Origin of the sequence: Brevundimonas sp. (assembly GCF_036963785.1) — a bacterium.
GTDB lineage: Bacteria > Pseudomonadota > Alphaproteobacteria > Caulobacterales > Caulobacteraceae > Brevundimonas.
Map to the genome: position 1 here is coordinate 515384 of NZ_JBALUS010000001.1, position 22287 is coordinate 537670.

A 22287-nucleotide genomic window follows, 5' to 3' on the forward strand; every position below is an offset into this window, starting at 1 on the left:
AAGAGGTGAGGCATGAACGAACCGGCGATCTATCCCGTCCCCGAGGAGTGGGCCCGCACGGCCCATGTGAACCGGGCGCGCTATGACAATGCGTGCAAGGCGGCCGAGACCGATCCGGAGGGGTTCTGGCGCGGGGTGGCCGAGCGGCTGGAGTGGACGGCCTTTCCGACCCGGATAAAGGACGTCAGCTTCGATGCGGCCGATTTCCGCATCCGCTGGTTCGAGGACGGAATTCTGAACGTCTCGGTCAACTGCATCGACCGGCATCTGCCCGAGCGGCGCGACGATGTCGCCATCATCTGGGAAGGCGACGATCCGGCCGAGAGCGCGGCCATCACCTATGGCGAGCTGCACGCGGCAGTGTGCCGGATGGCCAATGTCCTGAAGAAGCACGGGGTCAAGCGCGGCGACCGGGTAACCCTGTACATGCCGATGATCCCCGAGGCCGCCTATGCCATGCTGGCCTGCGCGCGGATCGGCGCGGTCCATTCGGTGGTGTTCGGCGGCTTTTCGCCCGACAGCCTGGCGGGCCGGATCGAGGACTGCGGCTCGGACTTTGTCATCACCGCCGATGAAGGCCTGCGCGGCGGCAAGACGATTCCGCTGAAGGCCAATGTCGATGCGGCGCTGGAGAAGGTCAGCGTACGGAACGTGCTGGTTGTGCGCCGCACCGGCGCGGATGTGGCCTGGGTCGAGGGCCGCGATATAGACTATGGCCCCGAGGCTGCCTCGGTCGAGGCGGCCTGTCCGGCCGAGCCCATGGGGGCCGAAGACCCGCTGTTCATCCTCTATACCTCGGGCTCGACCGGCAAGCCCAAGGGCGTGCTGCACACCACGGGCGGCTATCTGGTCTGGGCCGCCTGGACGCATGAAGTGACGTTCGACTATCGCCCCGGTCAGGTGTTCTGGTGCACGGCCGATGTCGGCTGGGTCACCGGTCACAGCTATCTGGTCTATGGCCCCCTCGCCAATGCGGCGACCACGCTGATGTTCGAAGGCGTGCCCAACTATCCGGACCACAGCCGCTTCTGGCAGGTGGTGGACAAACACCGGGTCGAGATCTTCTATACGGCGCCGACCGCTCTGCGCGCCCTGATGCGCGAGGGCGACGGACCCGTGAAGGCCACGTCGCGGGCCTCGCTCAGACTGCTCGGCACGGTGGGGGAGCCGATCAATCCCGAGGCCTGGCGCTGGTACCATGAGGTGGTGGGCGAGGGGCGCTGCCCGATCGTCGACACCTGGTGGCAGACCGAAACCGGCGGCCATCTGATCACGCCGCTGCCGGGAGCGACCGACCTGAAGCCCGGCTCGGCCACCCTGCCCCTGCCCGGCATCCAGTTGCAGGTGGTGGATACCGAGGGCCACGAACTGACCGGCGCGACCGAGGGCAATCTGTGCATCACCGACAGCTGGCCGGGCCAGATGCGCACCCTGTACGGCGACGACCAGCGGTTCTTCGACACCTATTTCTCGACCTATCCGGGGCGCTATTTCACCGGGGACGGATGCCGGCGGGATGCGGACGGCTATTACTGGATCACCGGCCGGGTCGATGATGTCATCAATGTCTCGGGCCACCGGATGGGCACGGCCGAGGTCGAGAGCGCCCTGGTGCTACACCCGTCGGTCGCCGAGGCCGCCGTCGTCGGCTATCCCCACGACATCAAGGGTCAGGGCATCTATGCCTATGTGACCCTGAATGCGGGCGTTGAGGCGCATGAGGATCTCAGGGCCGAACTGGTCAAACATGTGCGGGCTGAAATCGGGCCGATCGCCGCGCCGGATGTGATTCACTGGGCCCCCGGCCTGCCCAAGACGCGCTCGGGCAAGATCATGCGGCGCATCCTGCGAAAGATCGCCGAGAACGAGCTCGGGTCGCTGGGCGATACCTCGACCCTGGCGGATCCCGGCGTGGTCGACGATCTGGTCAAGGGGCGGCCCGCTTGAGCGAAGGTCAGCTTTATCCCGTCATCCTGTGCGGTGGTGCGGGGACGCGGCTGTGGCCGGCGTCGCGGCCGGATCGGCCCAAGCCCTTCCTCGATCTGACCGGGCCGCTGTCGCTGTTCCAGCTGGCGGTGGGGCGGGTGCTGCCCCTCGTCGCGGACGGCGGACGGCTGCTGGTCGTGGGAGCCGAGGCCCACGCCGATCTGATCGCGGAGCAACTGGCGGCGCTGGGGGCCGAGGCCACCGTCCTGCTCGAACCCGAGGGCCGGGATTCGGCGGCGGCGGTGGCGGCCGCGGCGGCCTGGGTCGAAGCCCGTGATCCCGACGGACGCGTGATGATCCTGGCGTCGGACCACCACATCCCGGACGAGGGCGGCTATCGCCACGCGCTGGTCACGGCGGCGGACGCGGCCGGGTCCAGCGGACGGATCGTGACGCTGGGCGTGGCCCCGACCCAGCCCTCATCCGCCTACGGATATATCCGGCCCGAGCACGCCGGGCTGGCTCCGGTTCAGGCCTTTATCGAAAAGCCCGATCCGCACCGGGCGGCCCAGTTGATCCTTGAGGGCTGCCTGTGGAACAGCGGCGCCTTCATCGCCACGGCCCGGACCCTGCACGAGGACCTGGAGCGCCATGCGCCGGACATCTGGCAGGCGGTCGCCGGGGCGGTGCCGGCTGACGGCGGGCTGTTGGGCGAAGGCTTTCGCGATGCGCCCCGCCTGTCATTCGACTATGCGGTGATGGAGAAGACCGACCGGGCCTCCGTCCTGCCCCTTACGCTCGCCTGGTCCGATCTGGGCGCCTGGGATGCGGTGGCGACCGTCAGCGAGGATGAGGGCACTGCCCACCTCAGCCTCGACAGCGCGGGGTGCCTGATCCGGGCGCCGGACGGGGTGACGGTGGCGACGCTGGGGGTGACCGGCCTTGCCGTGATCGTGGAGCGCGATGCGGTTCTGGTGTGTGACCTCTCGCGAGCCCAGGATGTCAAACGGCTGCTGACGCGTGAGTGAGTTCGCCTACGGACGATCCCTGCTCTGGTTCGCGCGACTGGCCGCTGGCTTTGCGACCGTCGCGACGCTGTGGCTGGCGTTCGCGCCGTCGGGCGCCGGTCCGGGCCTGATCCCCTGGGACAAGGCCGGGCACTTCCTCAGCTTTTATGTCCTGACCCTGCTTTACGCCTTGGCCCTGCCGCGCGTGCCGCGATGGGCGCTGGCTGCGGCGCTTGTTCTGGCTGGCGGCGGCATCGAGATCGTACAGGGCTTTGTCGGCCGCGAGCCCGACTGGAAGGACTGGATTGCAGATATGGCCGGTATCGCCGCCGTTCTGATCCCCATGGGTGTGGATCGGCTTCTGCGTCGCGACGCCGCCGGACGCGACGGCTCAGTCGCCCGCTGACGCCTCTGGCCGTCTGCGCGTGGGGCGGTTGGCCAGACCATTGAACCAGTTGCGGCCCGGTGACTCGACGAGGGCATAGGTCACGGCAGACAGTCCGATCACGACCGCCAGATAGACGACGGTCAGCAGGTCTCCGTACAGACGACCCGAGGCGTCGATCCAGGGGGCGCCCAGGTCGGTAATGCGGCCCAGCACGGCCGCCGCGCCGAACGCCGCAAGCACGACCAGATAGTGAACCAGATAGATGGAATACGAAATCTCGCCCAGCCGCACGAGCGAGGGCTGTTTGAGCGCGCGGGACACCACACCGCCCTCGAAGGCGAAGATGAAGATCATCGCCGCGAACAGCAGCGGGGGCAGAAGCGTTCCGTCCACGCTGGACACCACGAGGAACACCGGAATCACCAGCCATTCGAGCCAGGGATGGACGCCGCGCTCGCGGCCCTTCCACCAGCGATAGGCATAATAGACAAGCCCGCCGAGGAAGAAGGCATAGACCCCGCGCGCTACGGCCGTGGTGCTCTCGGACTGCTCGGCGATTCCGTAGCGCGTGTAGAGGAAGGCGGCGGCCCCGATCGCCGTGAACAGGGCCACGGCCATCAGCCGGCGCGGCAGGGCGAAGACCAGCACGAACAGGCCGCACAGCAGGAACTCGACGCTGATGCTCCAGCTGGGCACGTTCCAGGTAAAGTCGGGCCAGAAGCCCCAGCCGTGAATCAGGAGCAGGTTCGGGATCAGGGTGGCCGGGTCGGTGGCTCCCTCGAACAGGGCGCCGCCCACTTCGCGACCGACCTTCATCGAGATCGCCCAGCGGGCGCATTCCATGGCGACCACCGCCAGCAGTGTCACGAGGTGCAGCGGATACAGGCGGCCGAACCGCCGGATCATAAACTTGACCCGATCCGCCGTGGTCAACAGCCGGTCGCCATAGGCACAGGTGATCACGAAGCCACTGAGGACGAAGAAGAACTCCACAGCCAGATGGCCGTGCCTGACCAGCTCGGTATCACCAAAATGGCTGATGACGCGGAAATGGTAGACGGCAACCCACAGCGCGCACAGGCCACGCCAGGAGTCGAGCACGGTAAATCGCATCGGCCGACCGTCCATTAATCCCCTCCCCGGTCGCGGCATGACTGCAGCGCGAGCCCTTCGCGTCTCTGCTAGCGCGAATGCGCCGCCGCTCGCAATGACCGTCAGTTACGCGCGCAGGCCTCGCCGAGCACCTCGGCGATCGCGGCTCGCGTCAGATCGATTTCCGCATCGGTCAGGGTCGGGTGGGTCAGGAAGGCGATACTGGTCTCGCCCAATTGGCGCGCGACCGGCAGGCGCTGCGGCGGGCGCCAGCCGGTGCCGTCGAACGCGGCCTCCAGATAGACCTCGGATGCCGAGCCGTGGAAGCAGGGCACGCCCCGCGCATTGATCTCTTCGATGATGCGGTCGCGCGTCCAGCCCTCAGCCAGCTGGTCCGGCCGCACAAAGGCATAAAAGCGGTACCAGGCGTGGGTGATGTGTTCCGGCGGCAGGGGCACCCGCACCACCGGATATGGCGCGCAGGCCTCGGCCAGCTTGAGGGCGATTTCCGTCCGGCGCGCGGTCCAGCCGGCCATCCGCTCCAGCTGGATCAGGCCGATGACGGCCTGCATCTCGATCATGCGCCAATTGGTGCCGAAGGTGTCGTGGACCAGTCGCGGGCCGGGCGGGTGCGAGCGCTCATAGACGCCCTCCCAGCTCTTTCCGTGGTCCTTGTACGACCACATGAAGTCCCACAGGGCGGGATCGTCCGTGGTCACCATGCCGCCCTCGCCGCCGGTGGTCATGATCTTGTCCTGGCAGAAGGACCAGGCCCCGATGTGGCCGATCGAGCCGATGCTGCGGCCCCGATCGCGGGCCCCGTGGGCCTGGGCGCAGTCCTCGATGATCTTCAGGTCATGTTTTTCGGCCAGCGCCATGATCGGATCCATGTCGCACGGCATGCCGCCCAGATGGACGCAGATGACGGCCTTGGTCCGCTCGGTCATCACGGCACGGATGGTGTCGGCGGTGATGTTCTGGCTGTCGGGGTCGACGTCGGCAAAGACCGGGATGGCCCCCGCCGTGACGATGCAGGAGGCGGAGGCCAGGAAGGTGCGCGGCGTGGTGATGACCTCATCGCCCGGGCCGATGCCCAGTGCCTTCAGCGCCACATCCAGCGCGACCGTGCCATTGGCCAGCGCGATCGCGTGCTTGGTGCCCGCCCATTCGGCGAACCGTTTTTCAAAGGTGCGGCAGCGGTCACCGGTCCAGTAGTTGACGCGGTTCGAGGCCACGACGTCGGCGACGGCCTGGACCTCCTCGGGGCTGAAGCTCGGCCAGGGCGAAAAAGGGGTGTTAAGCATCGGGGCTCCGCTTCATGTCCCGGGCAGGATTGCCGACCACCGTCAGGCCGTCGGCCACATGTCTGACCACCACAGCACCCGCGCCGATCCGGACGTCCCGGCCGATCGAGATGCCCTCACGGACCGAGGCGCCGAGGCCGATCCAGCTGGCCTCGCCGACCGATACCCCGCCGCCCAGGTGCGCGCCCGGCGACACATGGACGCCATCGGCGAGGTGATCGTCGTGATCAATGCCGCAGCCGGTGTTGAGGATACAGGCCTGGCCGACCACGGCCCCGACGTTGACCACGGCACCCGCAAAGACCACCGAGCCCTCGCCGATCACGGCATGGCGGCTGACGGTCGCGGCTGGATGGATCAGGGTCGCGACGCGCCCGCCTGCGGCCAGCAAGGCCTGCTGTCGCTCCAGCCGGATGCGGTTGATACCGATGCCGACGATGAAGGCCTCGAAGTCCGTGACCGAGGCCAGCAGGTCGGCCCCCGTGCCCGCCAGTTCCCACGGGGCGGGCTTTTCGGCGTCCGGATTGTCGTCGAAGAAGGCGATCTCAGACCAGCCCAGCCGTTCGGCGCAATCGGCGACGACCCGTCCGTGCCCGCCCGCCCCGAGGATGGCCAGCCGCCCGCTCATCCGCGAAACCGCTCCATGGTGGCCGAGCCGGGCGCCGAAATCCCGTCGCGAATGATCAGCTTTTTCAGGGTCAGGAACACGATCTTGATGTCCAGCCACAGGCTGACGTTGTCGACATACCAGACATCCAGCCGGAACTTCTCTTCCCAGCTCAGGGCGTTGCGGCCGTTGACCTGGGCCCAGCCGGTGATGCCGGGACGCACATCGTGGCGGCGCGCCTGTTCGGGCGTGTAGAGGTCGACGTAGTCGTAGATGAAGGGTCGAGGCCCGATCAGGCTCATCTCGCCCTTCAGCACATTCAGCAGGCTGGGCAGTTCATCGATGCTGGACTCCCGCAGGAAGACCCCCAGCGGGGTCAGCCGTTCGGAATCGGGGCGCAGCGTGCCGTCCGGATCCCTGGCATCGGTCATGCTGCGGAACTTCAGGACGTTGAACGCCCGCGAACCCAGGCCCGCGCGCTTCTGCTTGAACAGGACCGGACGGCCCAGCCGCGTCGCCACGACAAGGGCGCTGACCAGCAGCACCGGCGACAGAACGACCAGCGTAAGACCGGCGCCGAGGATGTCGATCGGCCGCTTGCCCCAGCGCCTATACATCCGGAGCTCCCTGTGCGGCCGCGATCAGGCCCGGCCATCGCGCCGCATCCGGCTGGATGCTCATGGCAAGGTCGGCGATCTCCTTGAGCCGCGCCGATGATGACACCGAGGCCACGACCGTCGCCACGGCCGGATGCGCCAGCGAAACGGCCAGGGCGTCGCGGGCGGTGAAGGTCGTCTCGCTGAACAGCCGACCGGCGGCGAAGGGACGGATGGCGATCACCGCCTTGTCCCGCTCGGCCGCCGGATCGAACAGGTCGGCCATCTCGAGCTCGAGCGGATTGCAATAAAGGGCCAGTCCGTCGCAGGCGGCATGGTCCAGCGCCCGTTCGGCAATGCCCCGCGTATAGGGGAAGCTGACCATGCCCCCGATCGTCCCCGAGGCCTTCAAACCGGCGACACAGTCCGCGATGTCCGTAGACTGATTATCAAAGATCGCCAGCCGGGCCGGCTCGTCCTTCAGGTCGTGGCGCAGCAGCCACTGGACGAGGTCGATGCGGTCCACATTCAGGGCCTCGCGGTACAGGTCGATCTTGTCGGCAAAGGCCTGCGGGTCAAAGCGGGCCTCGCCGAAATGGGGCACGCCGAGCTTGGCGATGATGCGGGTCGTGGCCGGGTCCGGCCGCACCTTGCGCCAGGCGTCCTGGAACAGCGGCCAGGTCGCATATTCGCTGGACACGTGGAAGGTCGTGACCCCGAGGTCGAGTGCCTGCGCGATCAGTCGGGCGACCGCATCGGCATCGCCCACGCGGTCCACGCGCATGCTGCCGAAGGTCAGTGGAGACAGGGAAATGCCGGCGACCGAAGCGCGGCGCTGGGCAGCGTTCACATCAGGCCTCGACCTGGACCTGGGCCTTCCACAGGAATCGGTCGGAGACGATCTCGGGATCGAAGCCGTCCCGTCCGTGCAGCAGCCGATCATCCTTCCACAGGACGGCCTCGCCCGGCGACAGCTTCACGCGCTGCAGGCGCTCGGCGACCATCGGGCTGCTGTCGAGGAAGTCGAACAGCGTCTGACGCAGGCCCAGTACCTCGGCATCGGCCTCCATGTCCACGCAGTAGTAGTTCCAGTTCAGGACCGGCTGATCGTCCTCGAAACGGAGGAAGGGCGCGACGCGGCGGTCCCCGGAGCGGGCGTGCGGAATGTCGACCGCCAGCAGCCGCTCATAAAGGTCGGGGGCCTCGCTCTGCAGCGCCGCCACCACATCCTTACCGGCGATGAAGGTGGTCGCGCCGCCGGACTTGGGCATGGCCTTGCAGGCCAGGAAGCCCGCATTGGGAAAGCCCGGAATGTAGGATCCGTCCGTATGCAGGGGCTGGGGGTTGGCCGAGTGACGGTAGGCGTCGGGGATGGACGGGTCATAGCGGACCTGCATCCAGACCTCGCCGGTGCGCTGGCTGTTGCGGTCGCCGACCGTGGCATCCTCGGCCAGCGGCTCGGCATGGCCGATCTTGTCGAACATGGCGCCGTAGAATTCGCGCAGGTCCTGCTCCGGCTTCAGTCCGGCCAGGTGCACCACCAGATTGTCCGGCCAGGCCTCCAGCACGGCACGGGCGCAGTCATCGGCTGTGGCCGTCTCGGGCAGGGTGATGGATTTGAGCATCGACGTTCCCGACTGTATTCAAAAGGCGGATATTCCCGCCAGACTTATACGCACTTGCCCCGCTGACTTCCAGATCGCCGCAGGCGACCCGGACCGGCGGAGCCCTCAAGCCTTGTCACAGATTGTAGCGCTGACGGAACCAGCCCACGAAGGCGGGCACGCCGACGCTGATCGGGGTTTCGGGCTTGTAGCCGGTCAGGCGCTCCAGCAGGTCCGGGGCGGCCGTCGTATTGGGCACATCGCCGTCCTGCATGGGCAGGAACTGCTTGTCGGCCTGTTTGCCCAGCGCCTTTTCCAGCTCGGCGATATAGTCCATCAGCGGGCTGGGCTTGCCGCCGCCGATGTTGACCAGCCGGAACGGGGCCGCGTGGGACAGGGTGTCACCCTCGACCGGCGGGGCGGTGCCCGGCACCACATCGACCAGCCGTACGATCGCCTCGACCAGATCCTCGACGAAGGTGAAGTCGCGCGACATCTGGCCCTCGCCGTAAACCTCGATCGGCTTGCCTTCCAGCATCAGCTTGGCGAATTTGAACAGCGCCATGTCGGGGCGGCCCCAGGGGCCATAGACGGTGAAGAAGCGGAAGAAGGTCGTCGGCGTGCCGAACAGGTGCGCATACGAGTGGCCCATCAGCTCGGTCGCGCTCTTGGTCGCGGCGTAGAGGGTCATGGGGTGAACCGCCTTGTCCGTCTCGCGGAAGGGCATTTCGGTGTTGGCGCCATAGGCCGAACTGGTCGAGGCGGCCAGCAGGTGCTTGACCGGATGGCGGCGCGCGCACTCCAGCACATTGAAGGTGCCGACCAGGTTCGAGGCCACATAGACCTCGGGGTGGTCGATGCTGTAGCGGACGCCCGCCTGGGCGGCCAGGTGCACCACAACCTCGGGCTTGGCCTTCTCCCAGGCCGCGTTCAGAGCCTCGGCATCCTCCAGCGCGACGCGCTCGACGCGGAAGCCCTCATAGCCTTCGAGGATGGCATTGCGACCGTCCTTCAGGGTGATGTCGTAGTAGTCCGAGAAGTTGTCGACGCCCACGACCTGATGGCCATCCTCGAGCAGGCGGCGCGCCAGATGGAAGCCGATAAAGCCGGCAGTGCCCGTGATCAGAAATCGCATGAAGTCGTCCTCTTCGGCCCGGACCCGGTCGGGTGGGCGAACGTCGGCCTGTGCTTACCAAAGGCCCCCGCCCGGGGCCAGTGCTGATGCCGGAAATGCCGGTCGCATATCAGGGCGATACGGCGGACAGGATCTGGGCGTTGACGCGGTGCACGTCATAGCGGGCGCGGACCCGCTCCAGCGACGCCTCGCCCATGGCCGCAGCCTGCTCAGGATTCAGGATCAGCTGTTCCATGGCGGCCTCGAGCGCATCGGCGTCCTGCGGCGGAACCTTCAGGCCGTTCACCCCCTCGACCACCGTCTCACGACAGCCGGGCGCATCGGTGGTGATGACCGGACGCCCCAGAGCCATGGCCTCCAGCACCGAGCGGGGCGTGCCCTCGCGGTACGACGGCAGCACATAGATCCGGGCGGCCGCCAGTGCGGGTCGCACATCGTCCAGTCGGCCCAGAAACTCGACACCCCCGTCGATAAAGCCCTGAAGCTCGGCCTCGCTGACGGTATCGGGGCCGTCATCGCGCCATCCGGCCAGCTGGAAGCGCGCCTGCGGATGGCGGGCCTTGAGCGCCGCTGCGGCCCGGGCGTACTCGCGGACCCCCTTGGCGTACAGCAGGCGACTGACCATCAGGAAGACGGGCGCCTCGGGCAGGGGCGCAGGCGTGTAGTGATCCAGGTCCACGCCCGAGCCATCGACCACACCGACCTGGCCACGGTCCCGCAGCAGGCCCCGCCCCAGAAACAGGTCGCGATCATCGGGGTTCTGGAACAGCACCCGGTCGGCACGCCCCAGCGCCAGACGATAGAGGCTGGAGGCCATGACGCCCGCGACCAGCCGCTTCAGCCCGCCGCTGGTGCCGTCGGTAAAGGCATAGCCCAGGCCGGTGATCAGGGCGACAGACCGCCCGACCCTTGCCGCCCGCGCGGCCAGCAGCCCCCAGATGACCGGCTTGATCGTATAGGCCAGCAGCACATCGGGTTGCTCGCGCCGGAACAGGGCGATCAGGCTGCGGCGATAGGCCAGGTCGGCCAGCGGGTTCATGCCGGTCGCCGCCATCGGCACCTCGACCGGCTGTGCGCCCAGCGCGACCACCGCGGCGCGGGTCGTAGCATCAAAGTCCGGCGCCGCCGCCGTCACCCGCCAGCCCCGCCGCACCATCTCGGCAATCAACGGGCCCCGGAAATTGGTCAGGGACGGCGCATGCGACGCCAGAAGCAGGACGTGAAGGGGGGCGGATACAGGTGCGGCCATCGCACGGCTCTTACGTCAGTTCGCGCGAAGTTTCCTGCATTAAGTCCTGACGGCCGGACCGATCCTGACCCTTGTAAATCTGGCTAGCGATCGCGGAGCTTCTTCACCACGGCACCCACCACGGGCAGGGTCCGAATTTGGCGTTTGAGGGCGGTCATGCCGTCGTTGTCGCTACGGGGCTTCAGGGCTTTCACCGGATCTTCGACGAGGGCCTGGGCCTGATAGCGGATCTGGGTAACGGTCGGCAGGTTTTCACTTGCCAGGGTCTTGCCGTACGCCGCCGTCACCAGCATGGATCGCTGTTCCAGCGGATTGACCTCGATCGTCTCGACTTCGAGACCCGCCTGTTTGGGCAACCATTGCTCCCACGCGTAGTGCTCTCCCCAGGCTCCGTCAGCCTGGTCGCGAGGATCCTTCCAGTCATCCCAATAGAGAATGACGCCCGGACGCAGGATCGGACCGATAAATTCCAAGACTTCAACCGTCGAACTATGGATGTCGACGTCGATGTTGACGTACGCGAGCGGACCGCATGAGGCCGCAACCTCGGGGGTCAGGCTGTCCGAATAGAAGCCATCCACCAGCCGGAAACGGGGATCACCCTCTTTGATTCCCAAGGCATCGAGCCGGGATTTAACCTCGGCCTTTGGCGCTGCGTACTTCCCGACTGCGTGCCGGTCTGCCGTCCAGACCCCCTCCGTCTCGGGGGGGAGCCCCTCCCAGGAATCGAAACCAATCAGCGTACTGGCCGGATACCGGCGGAGAATGTGCTCGGCTTGGTAGGCATAGGTTCCTCCGCGGAACACCCCGAATTCGAGACACGCCCCCCCGTTCGGGAAAATGAACTGGGACAGATGAAACGAACGCTGGAAGAGATTCATGGAGAAACCTTGCGATCAAAAACCGGCCAAGACTGACTGGTCAATGATTAGCGACTCACACGGCGTTTGAGAACGCTGATACGGATACTTTTTTGTGGCGGTGAGGTGAACGGTCGAATTTCTTCGCTGACGGACCCGAGGCTTTTGAGATGACGTCGAATTGTCGGCTTTCCCGCCGCAGGCTTGTCATTTATAGCTACGCCGCCTGTTGAAAGGGGAATGTCATGTTTCGGCTCACACGAGATTATCTGGATTCGAAGCTGACGGGCGAGGCCCTGACCTATCGGACCAATGCCCCGTTCCCGAACACGTGCATTGACGATTTCCTGCCCGCTGATGTGCTGGCCCAGGTGCTGGCGGCTTTGCCCGACCCCGACACCTATGCCCCTCGCGACAAGACCGGAAACCTCGGCAAGTCTGCGGCGCACAAGATGGCGGCCGAGAACTACCCCGACGTACTACACAATCTGGTGCAGGAGATGAACGGGCGGGTCGTGCTGGAATGGCTGACCCGGCTCACCGGCATCAATGCCCTGCTGGGCGATCCCTATATGCACTGCGGCGGCATCCACCAGACCCGCAAGTCAGGCTTCCTGCACGTTCACGCCGATTACACCTATCTGCCGGACATCCGCCTCGACCGACGGCTGAACGTGTTGCTGTATCTGAATCCCGGCTGGAAGGACGAGTGGGGCGGTCATCTGGGCTTGTGGAACGCCGACGGATCAAAGCTTCAGCGGAAGATTGCCCCGGTGGCCAACCGCCTGTGTATCTTCAATACCGACGACAACAGCCTGCACGGCCACCCCGAGCCGCTGGCCGCGCCCGAGGGTGTGACCCGCAACTCGCTGGCCATGTACTACTATACGGCAGGTCGACCGAAGGACGGTTCGGTCAAGGGGCGGAACCTCTCGACGAAGTATCTGGTCCCGAAGGATGGGAAGTTTGTCGAGGGCCAGCCGCTGGTGATCGAAAGCGGCGAGGGCCTCAAGCATCGGATCAAGAACTGGCGCAGGCTTCAGGCCCTGAAGAAGACCGTCACCTGACCGTCCAGAAGACGACAGGCGAGGACCGCCTCTCTCCTACAGCCGCGCGTCCGTCTCTTCGGCGGTGAACAGATACTTCAGGTCGTAGAGGACGTGGTCGGGCTTGCCGAGCTTGCGGAAGGCGGCGGCGCCCTGTTTGCGGAAGTCGTGGTGGGCGACGGCCAGGATGATGCCGTCATAGGTGCCGGGTTGCGGCGCGCCGATGACGTCGAACCCGTATTCGTGGCGGACCTCGTCCGGGCTGACCCAGGGATCGAAGACGTCGACCTCAAGCCCCCAGTCCAGCAGGGCCTTGCGCACATCGACGACGCGCGTGTTGCGCATGTCGGGGCAGTTTTCCTTGAACGTCAGGCCCAGGATCAGCACCCGCGCGCCCTTGGCGTGGATCTGGCGATGGATCAGCGCCTTGACCATCTGGTCGGCCACATACTGGCCCATGCCGTCATTGACCCGGCGCCCCGACAGGATGATCTGGGGGTGGTGGCCCACCGCCTCGGCCTTGTGCGTCAGGTAATAGGGGTCGACGCCGATGCAGTGGCCGCCGACCAGACCGGGTCGGAAGTTCAGGAAATTCCACTTGGTGCCCGCCGCCTTCAGCACCGCCTCGGTGTCGATGCCCATGCGGTTGAAGATGATGGCCAGCTCATTGATCAGGGCGACGTTCAGGTCGCGCTGGGTGTTCTCGATCACCTTGGCGGCCTCGGCCACGCGGATGCTGGACGCCTTGTGCGTGCCGGCGGTGATGATGCTGGAGTACAGGCGGTCGACATAGTCCGCGACCTCGGCCGTCGAGCCCGAGGTCACCTTCATGATGTCGGGCAGGCGGTGCTGCTTGTCGCCCGGATTGATCCGCTCGGGGCTGTAGCCGGCAAAGAAGTCGGTGTTGAACGTCAGGCCCGAGGTGGCCTCCAGTACGGGCACGCAGTCGTCCTCGGTCGCACCCGGATAGACGGTCGATTCATAAATGACGATGTCGCCGCGCTTCAGCACCCGGCCGATGGTCTCGGATGCCTTTTTCAGCAGGGTGATGTCGGGCTGTTTGCTCTCGGTGATCGGGGTCGGCACCGTGACGATATAGACGTTGCAGTCCGCCATGGCGGCGGCGTCCGACGCATAGGTCAGGTGGGTGGCCTGGCCCAGTTCCTCGGGCTCGACCTCCAGGGTGCTGTCGCGCCCGGACTTCAGCTCGTCGATGCGGGCGGCATTGATGTCAAAGCCGACCACCGGGAAGCGCTTGCCGAATTCCACCGCCAGCGGCAGGCCGACATAGCCCAGGCCGATGATGGCGATGCGTGTGGTGTCGAGCGTGATCATGGGACGTCCGGGCCGGAGGGGAGACTATTTGCGCCAGACGACGCGGTTCACGAAGTCGGTATAGCTGACGATGATGCGGACGACCTTTTCCGAGACATTGTCGACGTCATAGTCGCGCACGACATGCAAAAGGCGCTGGTCGTCGCGCGGCTGGCTTTCAAGAATGGCCAGCCCCTGGAAGACGCGCTCGGGGTTCATGCCGACCATCATGACGGCCCCCTCCTCCATGCCCTCGGGCCGCTCGTGCGTCTCGCGGATATTGAGGGCGGGGAAGTTGAGGATCGAGGACTCCTCGGTGATGGTGCCGCTGTCCGACAGGACCGCGCGGGCCTTCATCTGGAGGTGCACATAGTCGAGGAAGCCGAACGGCTTCATCTGCATAACGCGCTCGTCCAGCTTGGCGCCCGAGGCCGCGATCTTGTTGCGGGTGCGCGGGTGGGTCGACAGCACCACCGGCTTGTCGAAGCGCTCGGCCAGACCGTTCAGGATCTCGATCAGGCCGTTGAACTGGACATCGGACTCGATGTTCTCCTCGCGGTGGGCGCTGACCAGGAAATAGTCATGCGCCGTAAGCCCCAGCGTCGGCAGCGGATCGGCGGCGTCGATGCCGGGGCGATAGTGGCTGAGCACCTCGTGCATCGGGCTGCCGGTGCGGATCACGCGCTGCGGATCCAGCCCCTCGGCCAGCAGATATTCACGGGCGATCTCGCTGTAGGTCAGGTTGATGTCCGACACATGGTCGACGATGCGGCGGTTGATTTCCTCGGGCACGCGCATGTCGAAACAGCGGTTGCCAGCCTCCATATGGAAGGTCGGGATCTTCAGCCGCTTGGCCGCGATCACCGCCAGGCAGCTGTTGGTATCGCCCAGCACCAGCATGGCGTCGGGCTTGACCTCGGCCAGCACGCGGCTGGAGGCGGCGATGACATTGCCGATTGTCTCGGCCGCCGTGGCACCCGCCGCTTCGAGGAAGTGATCCGGCTTGCGGATGCCCAGCTGCTCCAGGAAGATCCCGTTCAGCTCGTAATCATAGTTCTGGCCCGTGTGGACGATCACATGGTCACAGTGACGGTCCAGCGCCGCCATGACCCGCGACAGGCGGATCAGCTCGGGCCGGGTCCCGACGATGGTGACGACTTTTAGCTTTTTCATCCGGTCAGTCCGTTGGCGATGGTGTCGGGGCGGGCACGGTCGAAGATCTCATTGGCCCACAGCATGACGATCATTTCCTCGTCGCCGACATTGGTGATGTCATGGGCCCAGCCGGGGATGGTCTCGACCACCATGGGCTGACCGCCCTCGGTCTCGACGGCATAGGTCTCGCCGGTTTCCATATGCCGGAAGCGGAACCGGGCATGGCCCTTCAGCACCAGGAATTTCTCGGTCTTGGTGTGGTGATAGTGGCCGCCGCGGGTGATGCCGGGGTGGGCCGTGAAGTATGAGAACTGCCCCGACTGCTCGGTCTTGAGCATTTCGACGAACACGCCGCGCGGGTCGCCGTGCTGGACCAGCGGATAGGCGAAGTCCTCGACCGGCAGGGCACTGACATAGGTGGCATAGAGCGCCCGGGTCAGGCCGACGCCGACCGGCCCGGCCGTATGCGTCTCGCGGATCGACCGGAAGGCGCGGATCTGGTCGGCGACCTCGCCCACCGTGGTGCGATAGACCACCGGCACCTCGGCGAAACCGTCGACGGCCCCGGGCGCCTTCAGCCAGCCGAGGAAGGCCTCGATCACATCATCCACATAGACCAGCGTCAGCGGCGCCGACGGATCATTGACCGTGATCGGAAGATCGCGGGCGATGTTGTGGCAGAAGGTGGCAATGGCCGAGTTGTAGTTGGGCCGCGCCCATTTCCCGAAGACGTTCGGCAGCCGGTAGATGGCCAACGGTGCCCCGGTCGCCGTCGCATAGGCCCGAAGATGATCCTCGGCCGCCCGCTTGGACGCGCCATAGGGATTGTCGGCTTCGGCCTGGGTCGAGGAGGAATAGATGACCGGCAGCGCCCGGTCGCCCAGGGCCTCTACCAGGGCCGCGGTCTGATCGGCATTGCCGCTGGCGAACTCGGCCGGGTCCTGCGGTCGGTTGACGCCGGCCAGATGGATCACGGCATCGGCTTCGGCCAGAGCCGCGCCCAGCTGATCGGGCGTCGTCTCGCGCGTGACCGCGACCGTTTCCATGCCCTCGACCTCGGACAGGCGCAGGCGCAGGTTGCGCCCGATGAAGCCATTGGCGCCGGTGACCACGACCTTCATGTCAGACACCCGCCTCGATCGGCCCGCCGTCCAGCACGGTGCGCATGAAGTCCAGCTGCAGCAGCAGCTCTTTCATACCCTCGACGTCCAGCCGGTTGGTGTTCTCGGAGGTATAGTCCTCGGCGTTCGACAGGCTGGCCTCGCCCTCCTCGACATAGGCGCCGTAGTTCAGATCACGCATGTCGGCCGAGACGCGGTAGTATTCGCCGATCTCCTCGGCGTGGACCATTTCCTCACGCGACAGCAGGGTCTCGTGCTTCTTCTCGCCGTGGCGGGTGCCCATGACGTGGATCGGGTGGTCCGGCTTGCCCAGCAGTTCGGTAAGCGCCCGGGCCAGCACCGTCAGCGTCGCCGCCGGGGCCTTCTGCACCAGGATGTCGCCGTTCTGGCCCTTCTCATAGCCGAACAGCACCAGGTCGACCGCGTGATCCAGCGTCATCATGAAGCGGGTCATCTCGGGATCGGTGACAGTGATCGGCTGGCCGGCCGCGATCTGGCGCACGAACAGCGGAATGACCGAGCCGCGCGAGGCCATGACATTGCCGTAGCGGGTGGCGCACAGCGTCATCTTGTCGGGGTCCAGCGTGCGCGAGCGGGCGACCAGCACCTTTTCCATCATGGCCTTGGAGATGCCCATGGCATTGACCGGATGGCAGGCCTTGTCCGTCGACAGACCGATCATGCGACGCACCCCGGCCTCGGCCGCGGCATCAATCACATTGGCCGTGCCGATGACATTGGTCTTGACCGCTTCCATCGGGAAGAACTCACACGACGGGACCTGCTTCAGGGCGGCCGCGTGGAACACATAGTCGACGCCGACCATGGCGGTGCGCAGGCTGTCCTTGTCGCGCACATCGCCCAGGAAGAACTTCAGCTTCTCCTGGCCGTACAGCTTGCGCATGTCGTCCTGCTTCTTCTCGTCGCGACTGAAGATGCGGATCTCGCGCACATTGGTCTCGAGGAAGCGACGCAGCACGGCATTCCCGAAGGAGCCGGTGCCGCCGGTGATCATCAGGCAAACGTCATCAAGCACGGGGTCAGCTCTCCTCAGTTCTGCGTGGCGGGCGCGGCGGCCTCGCCGGTGGCCCAGGCCATATAGGTGTCCAGCCCGTCCTCGATGCCGACGGTCGGGGCGTAGCCAAAAGCCGTCTTCGCCGCCGAGATGTCGGCCAGACTGTGGGCCACATCGCCCGCGCGGGTACCGACGTGTTCGATGGCGACCTCGCCGGGGACATAGGCGACCACGCGCCGGGCCAGGTCACCGATCTCGATCTGGGTGCCGCTGGCGATGTTGAAGGCGCCCGAGGTGCCGACATTCCTCGCCGCCGCCAGATTGGCCTGGACCACATCGGCGACATTGACGAAGTCGCGCGTCTGGTGACCGTCGCCAAAGATGTGGATGGGGCGGCCGCCCAGGGCGTTGAAGGCAAAGATCGGAATGACATTGCCATACGCGTCGAACCGCTGGTTCGGGCCATAGACATTGAAGTAGCGCAGGCAGATCGCCTCCATCCCGTAGACATGGGCATAGGCCAGCGCCTGCTTTTCCGAGAACAGCTTGGACACACCGTAGGGGGTCAGCGGCTCGAGCGGATGATCCTCGGCGATCGGCAGGGTCTTGAGCTCGCCATAGATGCCGGCGGAGGACGACACCACGACCTTGCGAGCGCCTGCTGCGCGGGCCGCTTCCAGCACCCGCACGGTGCCCAACGCATTGATCTCGGCATCCTCGACCGGATTGTCGATCGACCGCTTGTTGCCGACCGAGGCGGCCAGGTGGAAGACCACCTCGCACCCTTCGGCCGCGCGCATCATCAGATCGGCGTCGCGGACGTCGCCCTCGATCAGTTCGACACCGTCCAGCGCCTTCAGATTGCTGCGGTAGCCCGAGCTGAGGTCATCGACCACGCGCACCTGATCCCCGTCCCGCAACAGGGCCGCGCAGATGTTCGATCCGATGAAGCCTGCGCCCCCGGTGACGAGTGCCTTCATATCCCTGTCCTCTTCGTGCGGGCGTCCTTAGCACAGGTCACAGCCTCGACCAGACGCCTCAACCCGTCAGTGTGCCGCCGATAGTCGAATCCCGTCTCAGCCGTGTGACGGGCGGCCTTTCGCAGGGCCGATTTCTCGCGACCCGACAGCGCGAGGGCGCGTTCCAGCACCCGGGCCACGGTCTCGGGCGAGGCATCGCGGCAGATCAGGCCGTTTTCGCCATCGACCAGATGATCGGCCAGATCGCTGGTCAGGGTGGCGATCACTGGCGTACCGACCGCCAGGCTCTCGACGAATTTGGTCGGAAAGCCCGCCGTGGCGACCTTGTCCGGACGACGCAGCAGCACGGAGAAATCGGCGCGGGCCACGCTCGCCATGGCGGTCGCCTGCGGCACCGGACCATGGGCCGTGACCGAAGGCGGAACGGCCGCAAGGCCATAGCCCTTCAAATCGTCAGAAGACGGACCATAGATGTCGAGGCGCAGGCGCTCGCCGTTCGGGTCGACGGTCGCCACCGCCCGCAGCAGCGCGGCCAACAGATCCTTGCGGCCCGGCGTTCCGGCATAGACCAGCGTCAGGCGGTCGCCCTCGCCGCCCCGCCCCACAGCCGTCGCCTTGACGTCCAGCGTCGGGGGCACCCGAACGACAGGCAGGGCGGCCCGGGTGTAGTGATCCTCAAGCCAGCGGCTGATGGCGATCACCCCGTCCAGGCGGCGGATCAGGACCCGCATGGCCAGTTCGGTCTGCCAGAGATAGGGCGAGGTGGCGAAGCCCAGCGGCGACGCCGCCGTATACCATTCGACCGCATCGAAGATCAGCGGCACGCCCGCCCGGCGGCACCAGCCACGCAGCTGCAGGATGTAGGGGGTGTAGCCGCTATACAGGATCACGGCGGCGGGCCGGGCGTCCAGTCGCGCCAGCCAGTCGCGGCTTTTCGCGCCCATGGTCACATAGCGGGTCAGGCGCAGAAAGTTGGGCAGGTGCTCGGCGTCGCGCTCCGACGTCGAGGCCAGAAAGATGCCGTCGCCCAGCGCATGCACGGCATCGTCCGGGGCCTGCTGCCCCGACAGGACCAGCACCTGATAGCCGGCCGCGACCAGGCTTTGCGCATTGCCGAGAATCCGCCGCGCCGCCGCGCCGCCCTCAGGAAAGGCGAAGGGGCCGACATAGACGACGAACGGCCGGGCGGGGTCGAAGGCCTTTGCTGCGGTCATGTCCACCTCGCCGCAAGACCGGGCACCAGCTTGGTCAGCACACGCCGGACCAGACCGCGCTCATAGGGGTTCATGCCAAGCACCAACATCAGGCCGGCATAGAGCGGCGTATAGAGGGCGATGCACAGGAACAGGCCCGTCCAGCCGCCGATCATCCAGTGATTCAGCGCCAGCCCCACGGGCACGCAGAGCGCCAGCACCAGCACCAGCCCCCGGGCCAGCTCACGGAAATAGTGGCCCATGTCCAGCCCCAGCTTGAGCTGCAGCAGGATCGCCACGGCGGTATAGCCGAGCAACAGGCCAATGCCGGTGCTGACCGCCGCTCCCACCACGCCCCACAGATTGAGCAGCACGATGGTCAGCGGGATGTTCAGACAGGCGATGGCCAGGATCATCAGCGAGCGGTGCCAGTACAGGTTCCTGACCTGCAAAAGGATGTTCCGCGCATTGCCGATCAGCTCCAGCGTGTAGGGGATCAGCACGACCAGCAGGATGGTATAGGCCAAGCCATAGTCCGGCCCCAGCCACAGGTCGATGAAACGCGCCCCGAACAGGGCCAGCCCGGAAATCACCAAAAGCAGGAACAGGGCCTGCAGCCGCGAGATGCGGATCAGAAGCCGGTTCAGGGCCGGGGCATCGGCATCCGAGTCCGCCTGGCGGATGATCTCGGGGGCCATGATCCGCGAGATGGCCGTGCCGAAGCTCATCAGGTGTTTGTTGAAGGTGGTGCCGATCGCATAGAGGGCCACCGGGGCCGCGCCCAGCACGGCGCCGATGATCAGATTGTCCAGCTTCCAGTAGATCTGCTCGACCAGGATCGAGACGAAGATCGGGGCCGCATAGAGGGCGACGGGCTTGAGCCGCGACCAGCCGGGCCAGGCCCAGCCGACCGGGATCTTCAGATAGAGGACGATGTACAGCAGCCGGGCGATCACCTGGAACACCAGGGCTCCGGACATCACCATGACCACCATCAGGGCACCGAAACCCTGCCACAGAAGGACGACCGTCAGCAGGGTCGAGGCCAGGGCCGTGAAGATCTCGAGCGACCGCAGAAAGACGAACCGCTCCATGGCCGACAGCAGTGCGCCCAGCGGGTTGAACGCCACCATCACCGCCGCCCCGGCGCCGACCGCAAGGATCATGTCCTGCAGCAAGGCCACCTGGGGTGCGGTCAGACTGGCCCCGAACAGCAGGGGGGCCAGACCATGGATGGCAAAGGTCGCCCCCACCACCAGCACGCCCAGCCCCGCATAGAAGCCCAGCATTTGTTTCAGGAAGCTGCGGCGCTCGTTCGGGGTGTTCTCGTGCCGGACGAAGAAGCGCATCACGCCGTCGTTCATCCCGAAGTCGATCATATAGAAATAGGCCGCCAGGGCGCCGACGATGCTGAACAGGCCATAGCCTTCCTGCCCCAGCGACCCAACCAGTATGGGCGTGTACAGAAGGGTGGTGGCGATCCGCACAGCCACCTGGGTGTAGGACAGCATGGCCGCGTTCAGGCGCTGGGTCATGCGCCGTCTCCGAGAAGCAGCGCCTCAAGCTGGTCCAGCTTGGCCGTGTCGTCGAGCAGGGCCGGGGGCAGCCAGTCGTTAGTCAGCTGCGTCCGCAAGGCCGGGTCGGACAGAACGCGGTCGAGCCCTTCGACCAGCGCATCCTCGTCATTGTCGACGATCAGGCCGTTTCTGCCGTCGACCAATTGCTCGTCAATGCCGGAGACGCGCACCGCGACGACCGGACGTCCCGCCACCTTGCCCTCATTGACCATGCCGCACAGGCCCTCGAAATACGAGGCCAGCACGACGACGTCAGCCGCTGCATAGGCCGGAAAGGGATTGTCCAGTCGACCGGTCAGGATGACGGTGTCCTCGAGATCCCGCTCGCGGATGGCAGCCTCGAACAGGCCGCGATCCGGCCCCTCACCGACCACATACCAGCGGAACCCATGCCCCCGGTCGACCAGTTTGCGCGCGACACGGGTCAACCGCACCAGCGCCTTCGACGTTTCCGACAGCCGGCAGACCGTCAGCAGGCGGATTGCATCGCTCGGGTCAGTCGCGAATGGCGCGACCCCCTCGGTCATCCGCCGGCGCATGGTGTCAGGATCGAGGATGTTGTGGATCACATGGGCCTTGCGCGCTGTGGCGGGCACGGCCTTGACCAGCGAGGCCCGCGCCACTTGCGACACACAGACATAGGCGTCGATCTCCGGCTCAGCCTTGCCTATGGCCCGGGTCGTGGCACCGGTCGGATCCGCAAGGCGGAGGTCGTTGCGAATGAAGTGCAGACGGCGGCCCGCGCGCACGCGGCGACGGACAAAGGCGGTCGATGTGCCATGCAACAGGGTGGCGGCCGCATCATAGCGACGGGTCAGGAAGCCGAGGGCCCGCACCTCGCCGATCAGGCGCTGCACACCGTAGGCCAGAAGGTCCGGCAGCGCCTTCAGGCGGGCCGCAATCCCCGACGCCGCCGAGAACCGATGCCCCCGCCCCGTCGGCCGGAGCGGGATCAGGCGGATCCGGGGGTCGAGCCGCGGCTCAAGATTGCCCCCGCCCGTGGTCACCACCAGCGTCACGTCCCAGTCGCGGTCCGCCAGCGCCTTCATCAGGCGCAGCGACGACATCTCGGCCCCGCCCATGTTCAGGACCGGGTAGTGGAACAAGACCCTGCGACC

21 protein-coding genes are annotated in these 22287 nt (G+C 66.2%); 4 read left to right on the forward strand and 17 right to left on the reverse strand.

The window, feature by feature from the left end; all coding sequences use genetic code 11:
- Window positions 1-12: 12 nt before the first annotated feature.
- Genes acs through V7672_RS02635 form a run of 3 tightly spaced genes read left to right on the forward strand, consistent with a single transcriptional unit; the run spans window position 13 to window position 3339 of the window.
- Window positions 13-1947 (forward strand): acetate--CoA ligase, encoded by a 1935-nt coding sequence (gene acs, locus V7672_RS02625; RefSeq protein WP_335623111.1) that lies wholly within the window; start codon window positions 13-15, stop codon window positions 1945-1947.
- On the forward strand, window positions 1944-2954 hold the full coding sequence (locus tag V7672_RS02630; RefSeq protein WP_335623112.1) for a mannose-1-phosphate guanylyltransferase: 1011 nt from the start codon (window positions 1944-1946) through the stop codon (window positions 2952-2954). Before acs ends, V7672_RS02630 begins: the two co-directional genes overlap by 4 nt.
- Entirely contained in the window at window positions 2947-3339 is a 393-nt protein-coding gene (locus tag V7672_RS02635) for a VanZ family protein (RefSeq protein WP_335623113.1), read from the forward strand. The genes V7672_RS02630 and V7672_RS02635 overlap by 8 nt, the downstream gene beginning before the upstream one ends.
- On the opposite strand, the gene V7672_RS02640 is transcribed toward V7672_RS02635, so the two are convergent.
- From V7672_RS02640 to V7672_RS02680, 9 genes are all read right to left on the reverse strand, one after another.
- Entirely contained in the window at window positions 3325-4434 is a 1110-nt protein-coding gene (locus V7672_RS02640) for an acyltransferase family protein (protein ID WP_335623114.1), read from the reverse strand. The genes V7672_RS02635 and V7672_RS02640 overlap by 15 nt on opposite strands.
- Before the next feature lie 101 nt (window positions 4435-4535).
- Entirely contained in the window at window positions 4536-5717 is a 1182-nt protein-coding gene (locus V7672_RS02645; protein WP_335623115.1) for a DegT/DnrJ/EryC1/StrS family aminotransferase, read from the reverse strand.
- Entirely contained in the window at window positions 5710-6345 is a 636-nt protein-coding gene (locus tag V7672_RS02650) for an acetyltransferase (protein ID WP_335623116.1), read from the reverse strand. Before V7672_RS02650 ends, V7672_RS02645 begins: the two co-directional genes overlap by 8 nt.
- Window positions 6342-6941, reverse strand: coding sequence for a sugar transferase (locus V7672_RS02655; RefSeq protein ID WP_335623117.1), 600 nt, complete (start codon window positions 6939-6941; stop codon window positions 6342-6344). Before V7672_RS02655 ends, V7672_RS02650 begins: the two co-directional genes overlap by 4 nt.
- Complete coding sequence (locus tag V7672_RS02660; protein WP_335623118.1) at window positions 6934-7770, reverse strand: aldo/keto reductase; 837 nt, start codon at window positions 7768-7770, stop codon at window positions 6934-6936. Before V7672_RS02660 ends, V7672_RS02655 begins: the two co-directional genes overlap by 8 nt.
- Before the next feature lies 1 nt (window position 7771).
- Window positions 7772-8545: a TauD/TfdA family dioxygenase gene (locus tag V7672_RS02665; RefSeq protein WP_335623119.1), complete on the reverse strand. Its 774-nt coding sequence runs from the start codon at window positions 8543-8545 to the stop codon at window positions 7772-7774.
- Window positions 8546-8660: 115 nt separating this feature from the next.
- Window positions 8661-9659, reverse strand: coding sequence for an NAD-dependent epimerase/dehydratase family protein (locus tag V7672_RS02670; RefSeq protein WP_335623120.1), 999 nt, complete (start codon window positions 9657-9659; stop codon window positions 8661-8663).
- Window positions 9660-9768: 109 nt separating this feature from the next.
- Window positions 9769-10908 carry a glycosyltransferase family 4 protein gene (locus tag V7672_RS02675; protein WP_335623121.1) on the reverse strand — a complete coding sequence of 380 codons (1140 nt, stop codon included), beginning with the start codon at window positions 10906-10908 and terminating at the stop codon, window positions 9769-9771.
- An 83-nt stretch (window positions 10909-10991) separates the two neighbouring features.
- Window positions 10992-11789, reverse strand: a complete 798-nt coding sequence (locus tag V7672_RS02680) for a TylF/MycF/NovP-related O-methyltransferase (protein WP_335623122.1) — start codon at window positions 11787-11789, stop codon at window positions 10992-10994.
- Between the two features lie 224 nt (window positions 11790-12013).
- Between V7672_RS02680 and V7672_RS02685 the strand changes: the two genes are divergently transcribed.
- Window positions 12014-12835 carry a 2OG-Fe(II) oxygenase gene (locus tag V7672_RS02685; protein ID WP_335623123.1) on the forward strand — a complete coding sequence of 274 codons (822 nt, stop codon included), beginning with the start codon at window positions 12014-12016 and terminating at the stop codon, window positions 12833-12835.
- A gap of 36 nt (window positions 12836-12871) precedes the next feature.
- On the opposite strand, the gene tviB is transcribed toward V7672_RS02685, so the two are convergent.
- From tviB to V7672_RS02725, 8 genes are read right to left on the reverse strand one after another with little or no spacing between them, the layout of a single operon-like run.
- Window positions 12872-14149 carry a Vi polysaccharide biosynthesis UDP-N-acetylglucosamine C-6 dehydrogenase TviB gene (gene tviB, locus V7672_RS02690; protein WP_335623124.1) on the reverse strand — a complete coding sequence of 426 codons (1278 nt, stop codon included), beginning with the start codon at window positions 14147-14149 and terminating at the stop codon, window positions 12872-12874.
- 24 nt (window positions 14150-14173) lie between these two features.
- Entirely contained in the window at window positions 14174-15301 is a 1128-nt protein-coding gene (gene wecB, locus V7672_RS02695; RefSeq protein WP_335623125.1) for a non-hydrolyzing UDP-N-acetylglucosamine 2-epimerase, read from the reverse strand.
- Window positions 15298-16404, reverse strand: coding sequence for a UDP-2-acetamido-2,6-beta-L-arabino-hexul-4-ose reductase (gene wbjC, locus V7672_RS02700; RefSeq protein WP_335623126.1), 1107 nt, complete (start codon window positions 16402-16404; stop codon window positions 15298-15300). Before wbjC ends, wecB begins: the two co-directional genes overlap by 4 nt.
- Before the next feature lies 1 nt (window position 16405).
- Window positions 16406-17440 (reverse strand): polysaccharide biosynthesis protein, encoded by a 1035-nt coding sequence (locus V7672_RS02705; RefSeq protein WP_335623127.1) that lies wholly within the window; start codon window positions 17438-17440, stop codon window positions 16406-16408.
- A 14-nt stretch (window positions 17441-17454) separates the two neighbouring features.
- Entirely contained in the window at window positions 17455-18399 is a 945-nt protein-coding gene (locus V7672_RS02710; protein WP_335623128.1) for an NAD-dependent epimerase/dehydratase family protein, read from the reverse strand.
- Entirely contained in the window at window positions 18396-19613 is a 1218-nt protein-coding gene (locus tag V7672_RS02715) for a glycosyltransferase (RefSeq protein ID WP_335623129.1), read from the reverse strand. Before V7672_RS02715 ends, V7672_RS02710 begins: the two co-directional genes overlap by 4 nt.
- Window positions 19610-21127, reverse strand: a complete 1518-nt coding sequence (locus V7672_RS02720; protein WP_335623130.1) for an oligosaccharide flippase family protein — start codon at window positions 21125-21127, stop codon at window positions 19610-19612. Before V7672_RS02720 ends, V7672_RS02715 begins: the two co-directional genes overlap by 4 nt.
- The gene (locus V7672_RS02725) at window positions 21124-22275 is read right to left on the reverse strand and encodes a glycosyltransferase (RefSeq protein ID WP_335623131.1); all 1152 of its coding nucleotides are present in this window, start codon (window positions 22273-22275) and stop codon (window positions 21124-21126) included. Before V7672_RS02725 ends, V7672_RS02720 begins: the two co-directional genes overlap by 4 nt.
- Window positions 22276-22287: the final 12 nt, after the last annotated feature.

Excerpts from the sequence above, each read along its gene's own strand:
- acs (WP_335623111.1), top strand. The coding sequence starts at position 13 with ATGAACGAACCGGCGATCTATCCCGTCCCCGAGGAGTGGGCCCGCACG.
- V7672_RS02640 (WP_335623114.1), bottom strand. The coding sequence starts at position 4,434 with ATGCGATTTACCGTGCTCGACTCCTGGCGTGGCCTGTGCGCGCTGTGG.
- V7672_RS02645 (WP_335623115.1), bottom strand. The coding sequence starts at position 5,717 with ATGCTTAACACCCCTTTTTCGCCCTGGCCGAGCTTCAGCCCCGAGGAG.
- V7672_RS02650 (WP_335623116.1), bottom strand. The coding sequence starts at position 6,345 with ATGAGCGGGCGGCTGGCCATCCTCGGGGCGGGCGGGCACGGACGGGTC.
- V7672_RS02655 (WP_335623117.1), bottom strand. The coding sequence starts at position 6,941 with ATGTATAGGCGCTGGGGCAAGCGGCCGATCGACATCCTCGGCGCCGGT.
- V7672_RS02665 (WP_335623119.1), bottom strand. The coding sequence starts at position 8,545 with ATGCTCAAATCCATCACCCTGCCCGAGACGGCCACAGCCGATGACTGC.
- V7672_RS02670 (WP_335623120.1), bottom strand. The coding sequence starts at position 9,659 with ATGCGATTTCTGATCACGGGCACTGCCGGCTTTATCGGCTTCCATCTG.
- V7672_RS02675 (WP_335623121.1), bottom strand. The coding sequence starts at position 10,908 with ATGGCCGCACCTGTATCCGCCCCCCTTCACGTCCTGCTTCTGGCGTCG.
- V7672_RS02680 (WP_335623122.1), bottom strand. The coding sequence starts at position 11,789 with ATGAATCTCTTCCAGCGTTCGTTTCATCTGTCCCAGTTCATTTTCCCG.
- V7672_RS02685 (WP_335623123.1), top strand. The coding sequence starts at position 12,014 with ATGTTTCGGCTCACACGAGATTATCTGGATTCGAAGCTGACGGGCGAG.
- tviB (WP_335623124.1), bottom strand. The coding sequence starts at position 14,149 with ATGATCACGCTCGACACCACACGCATCGCCATCATCGGCCTGGGCTAT.
- wecB (WP_335623125.1), bottom strand. The coding sequence starts at position 15,301 with ATGAAAAAGCTAAAAGTCGTCACCATCGTCGGGACCCGGCCCGAGCTG.
- wbjC (WP_335623126.1), bottom strand. The coding sequence starts at position 16,404 with ATGAAGGTCGTGGTCACCGGCGCCAATGGCTTCATCGGGCGCAACCTG.
- V7672_RS02710 (WP_335623128.1), bottom strand. The coding sequence starts at position 18,399 with ATGAAGGCACTCGTCACCGGGGGCGCAGGCTTCATCGGATCGAACATC.
- V7672_RS02715 (WP_335623129.1), bottom strand. The coding sequence starts at position 19,613 with ATGACCGCAGCAAAGGCCTTCGACCCCGCCCGGCCGTTCGTCGTCTAT.
- V7672_RS02720 (WP_335623130.1), bottom strand. The coding sequence starts at position 21,127 with ATGACCCAGCGCCTGAACGCGGCCATGCTGTCCTACACCCAGGTGGCT.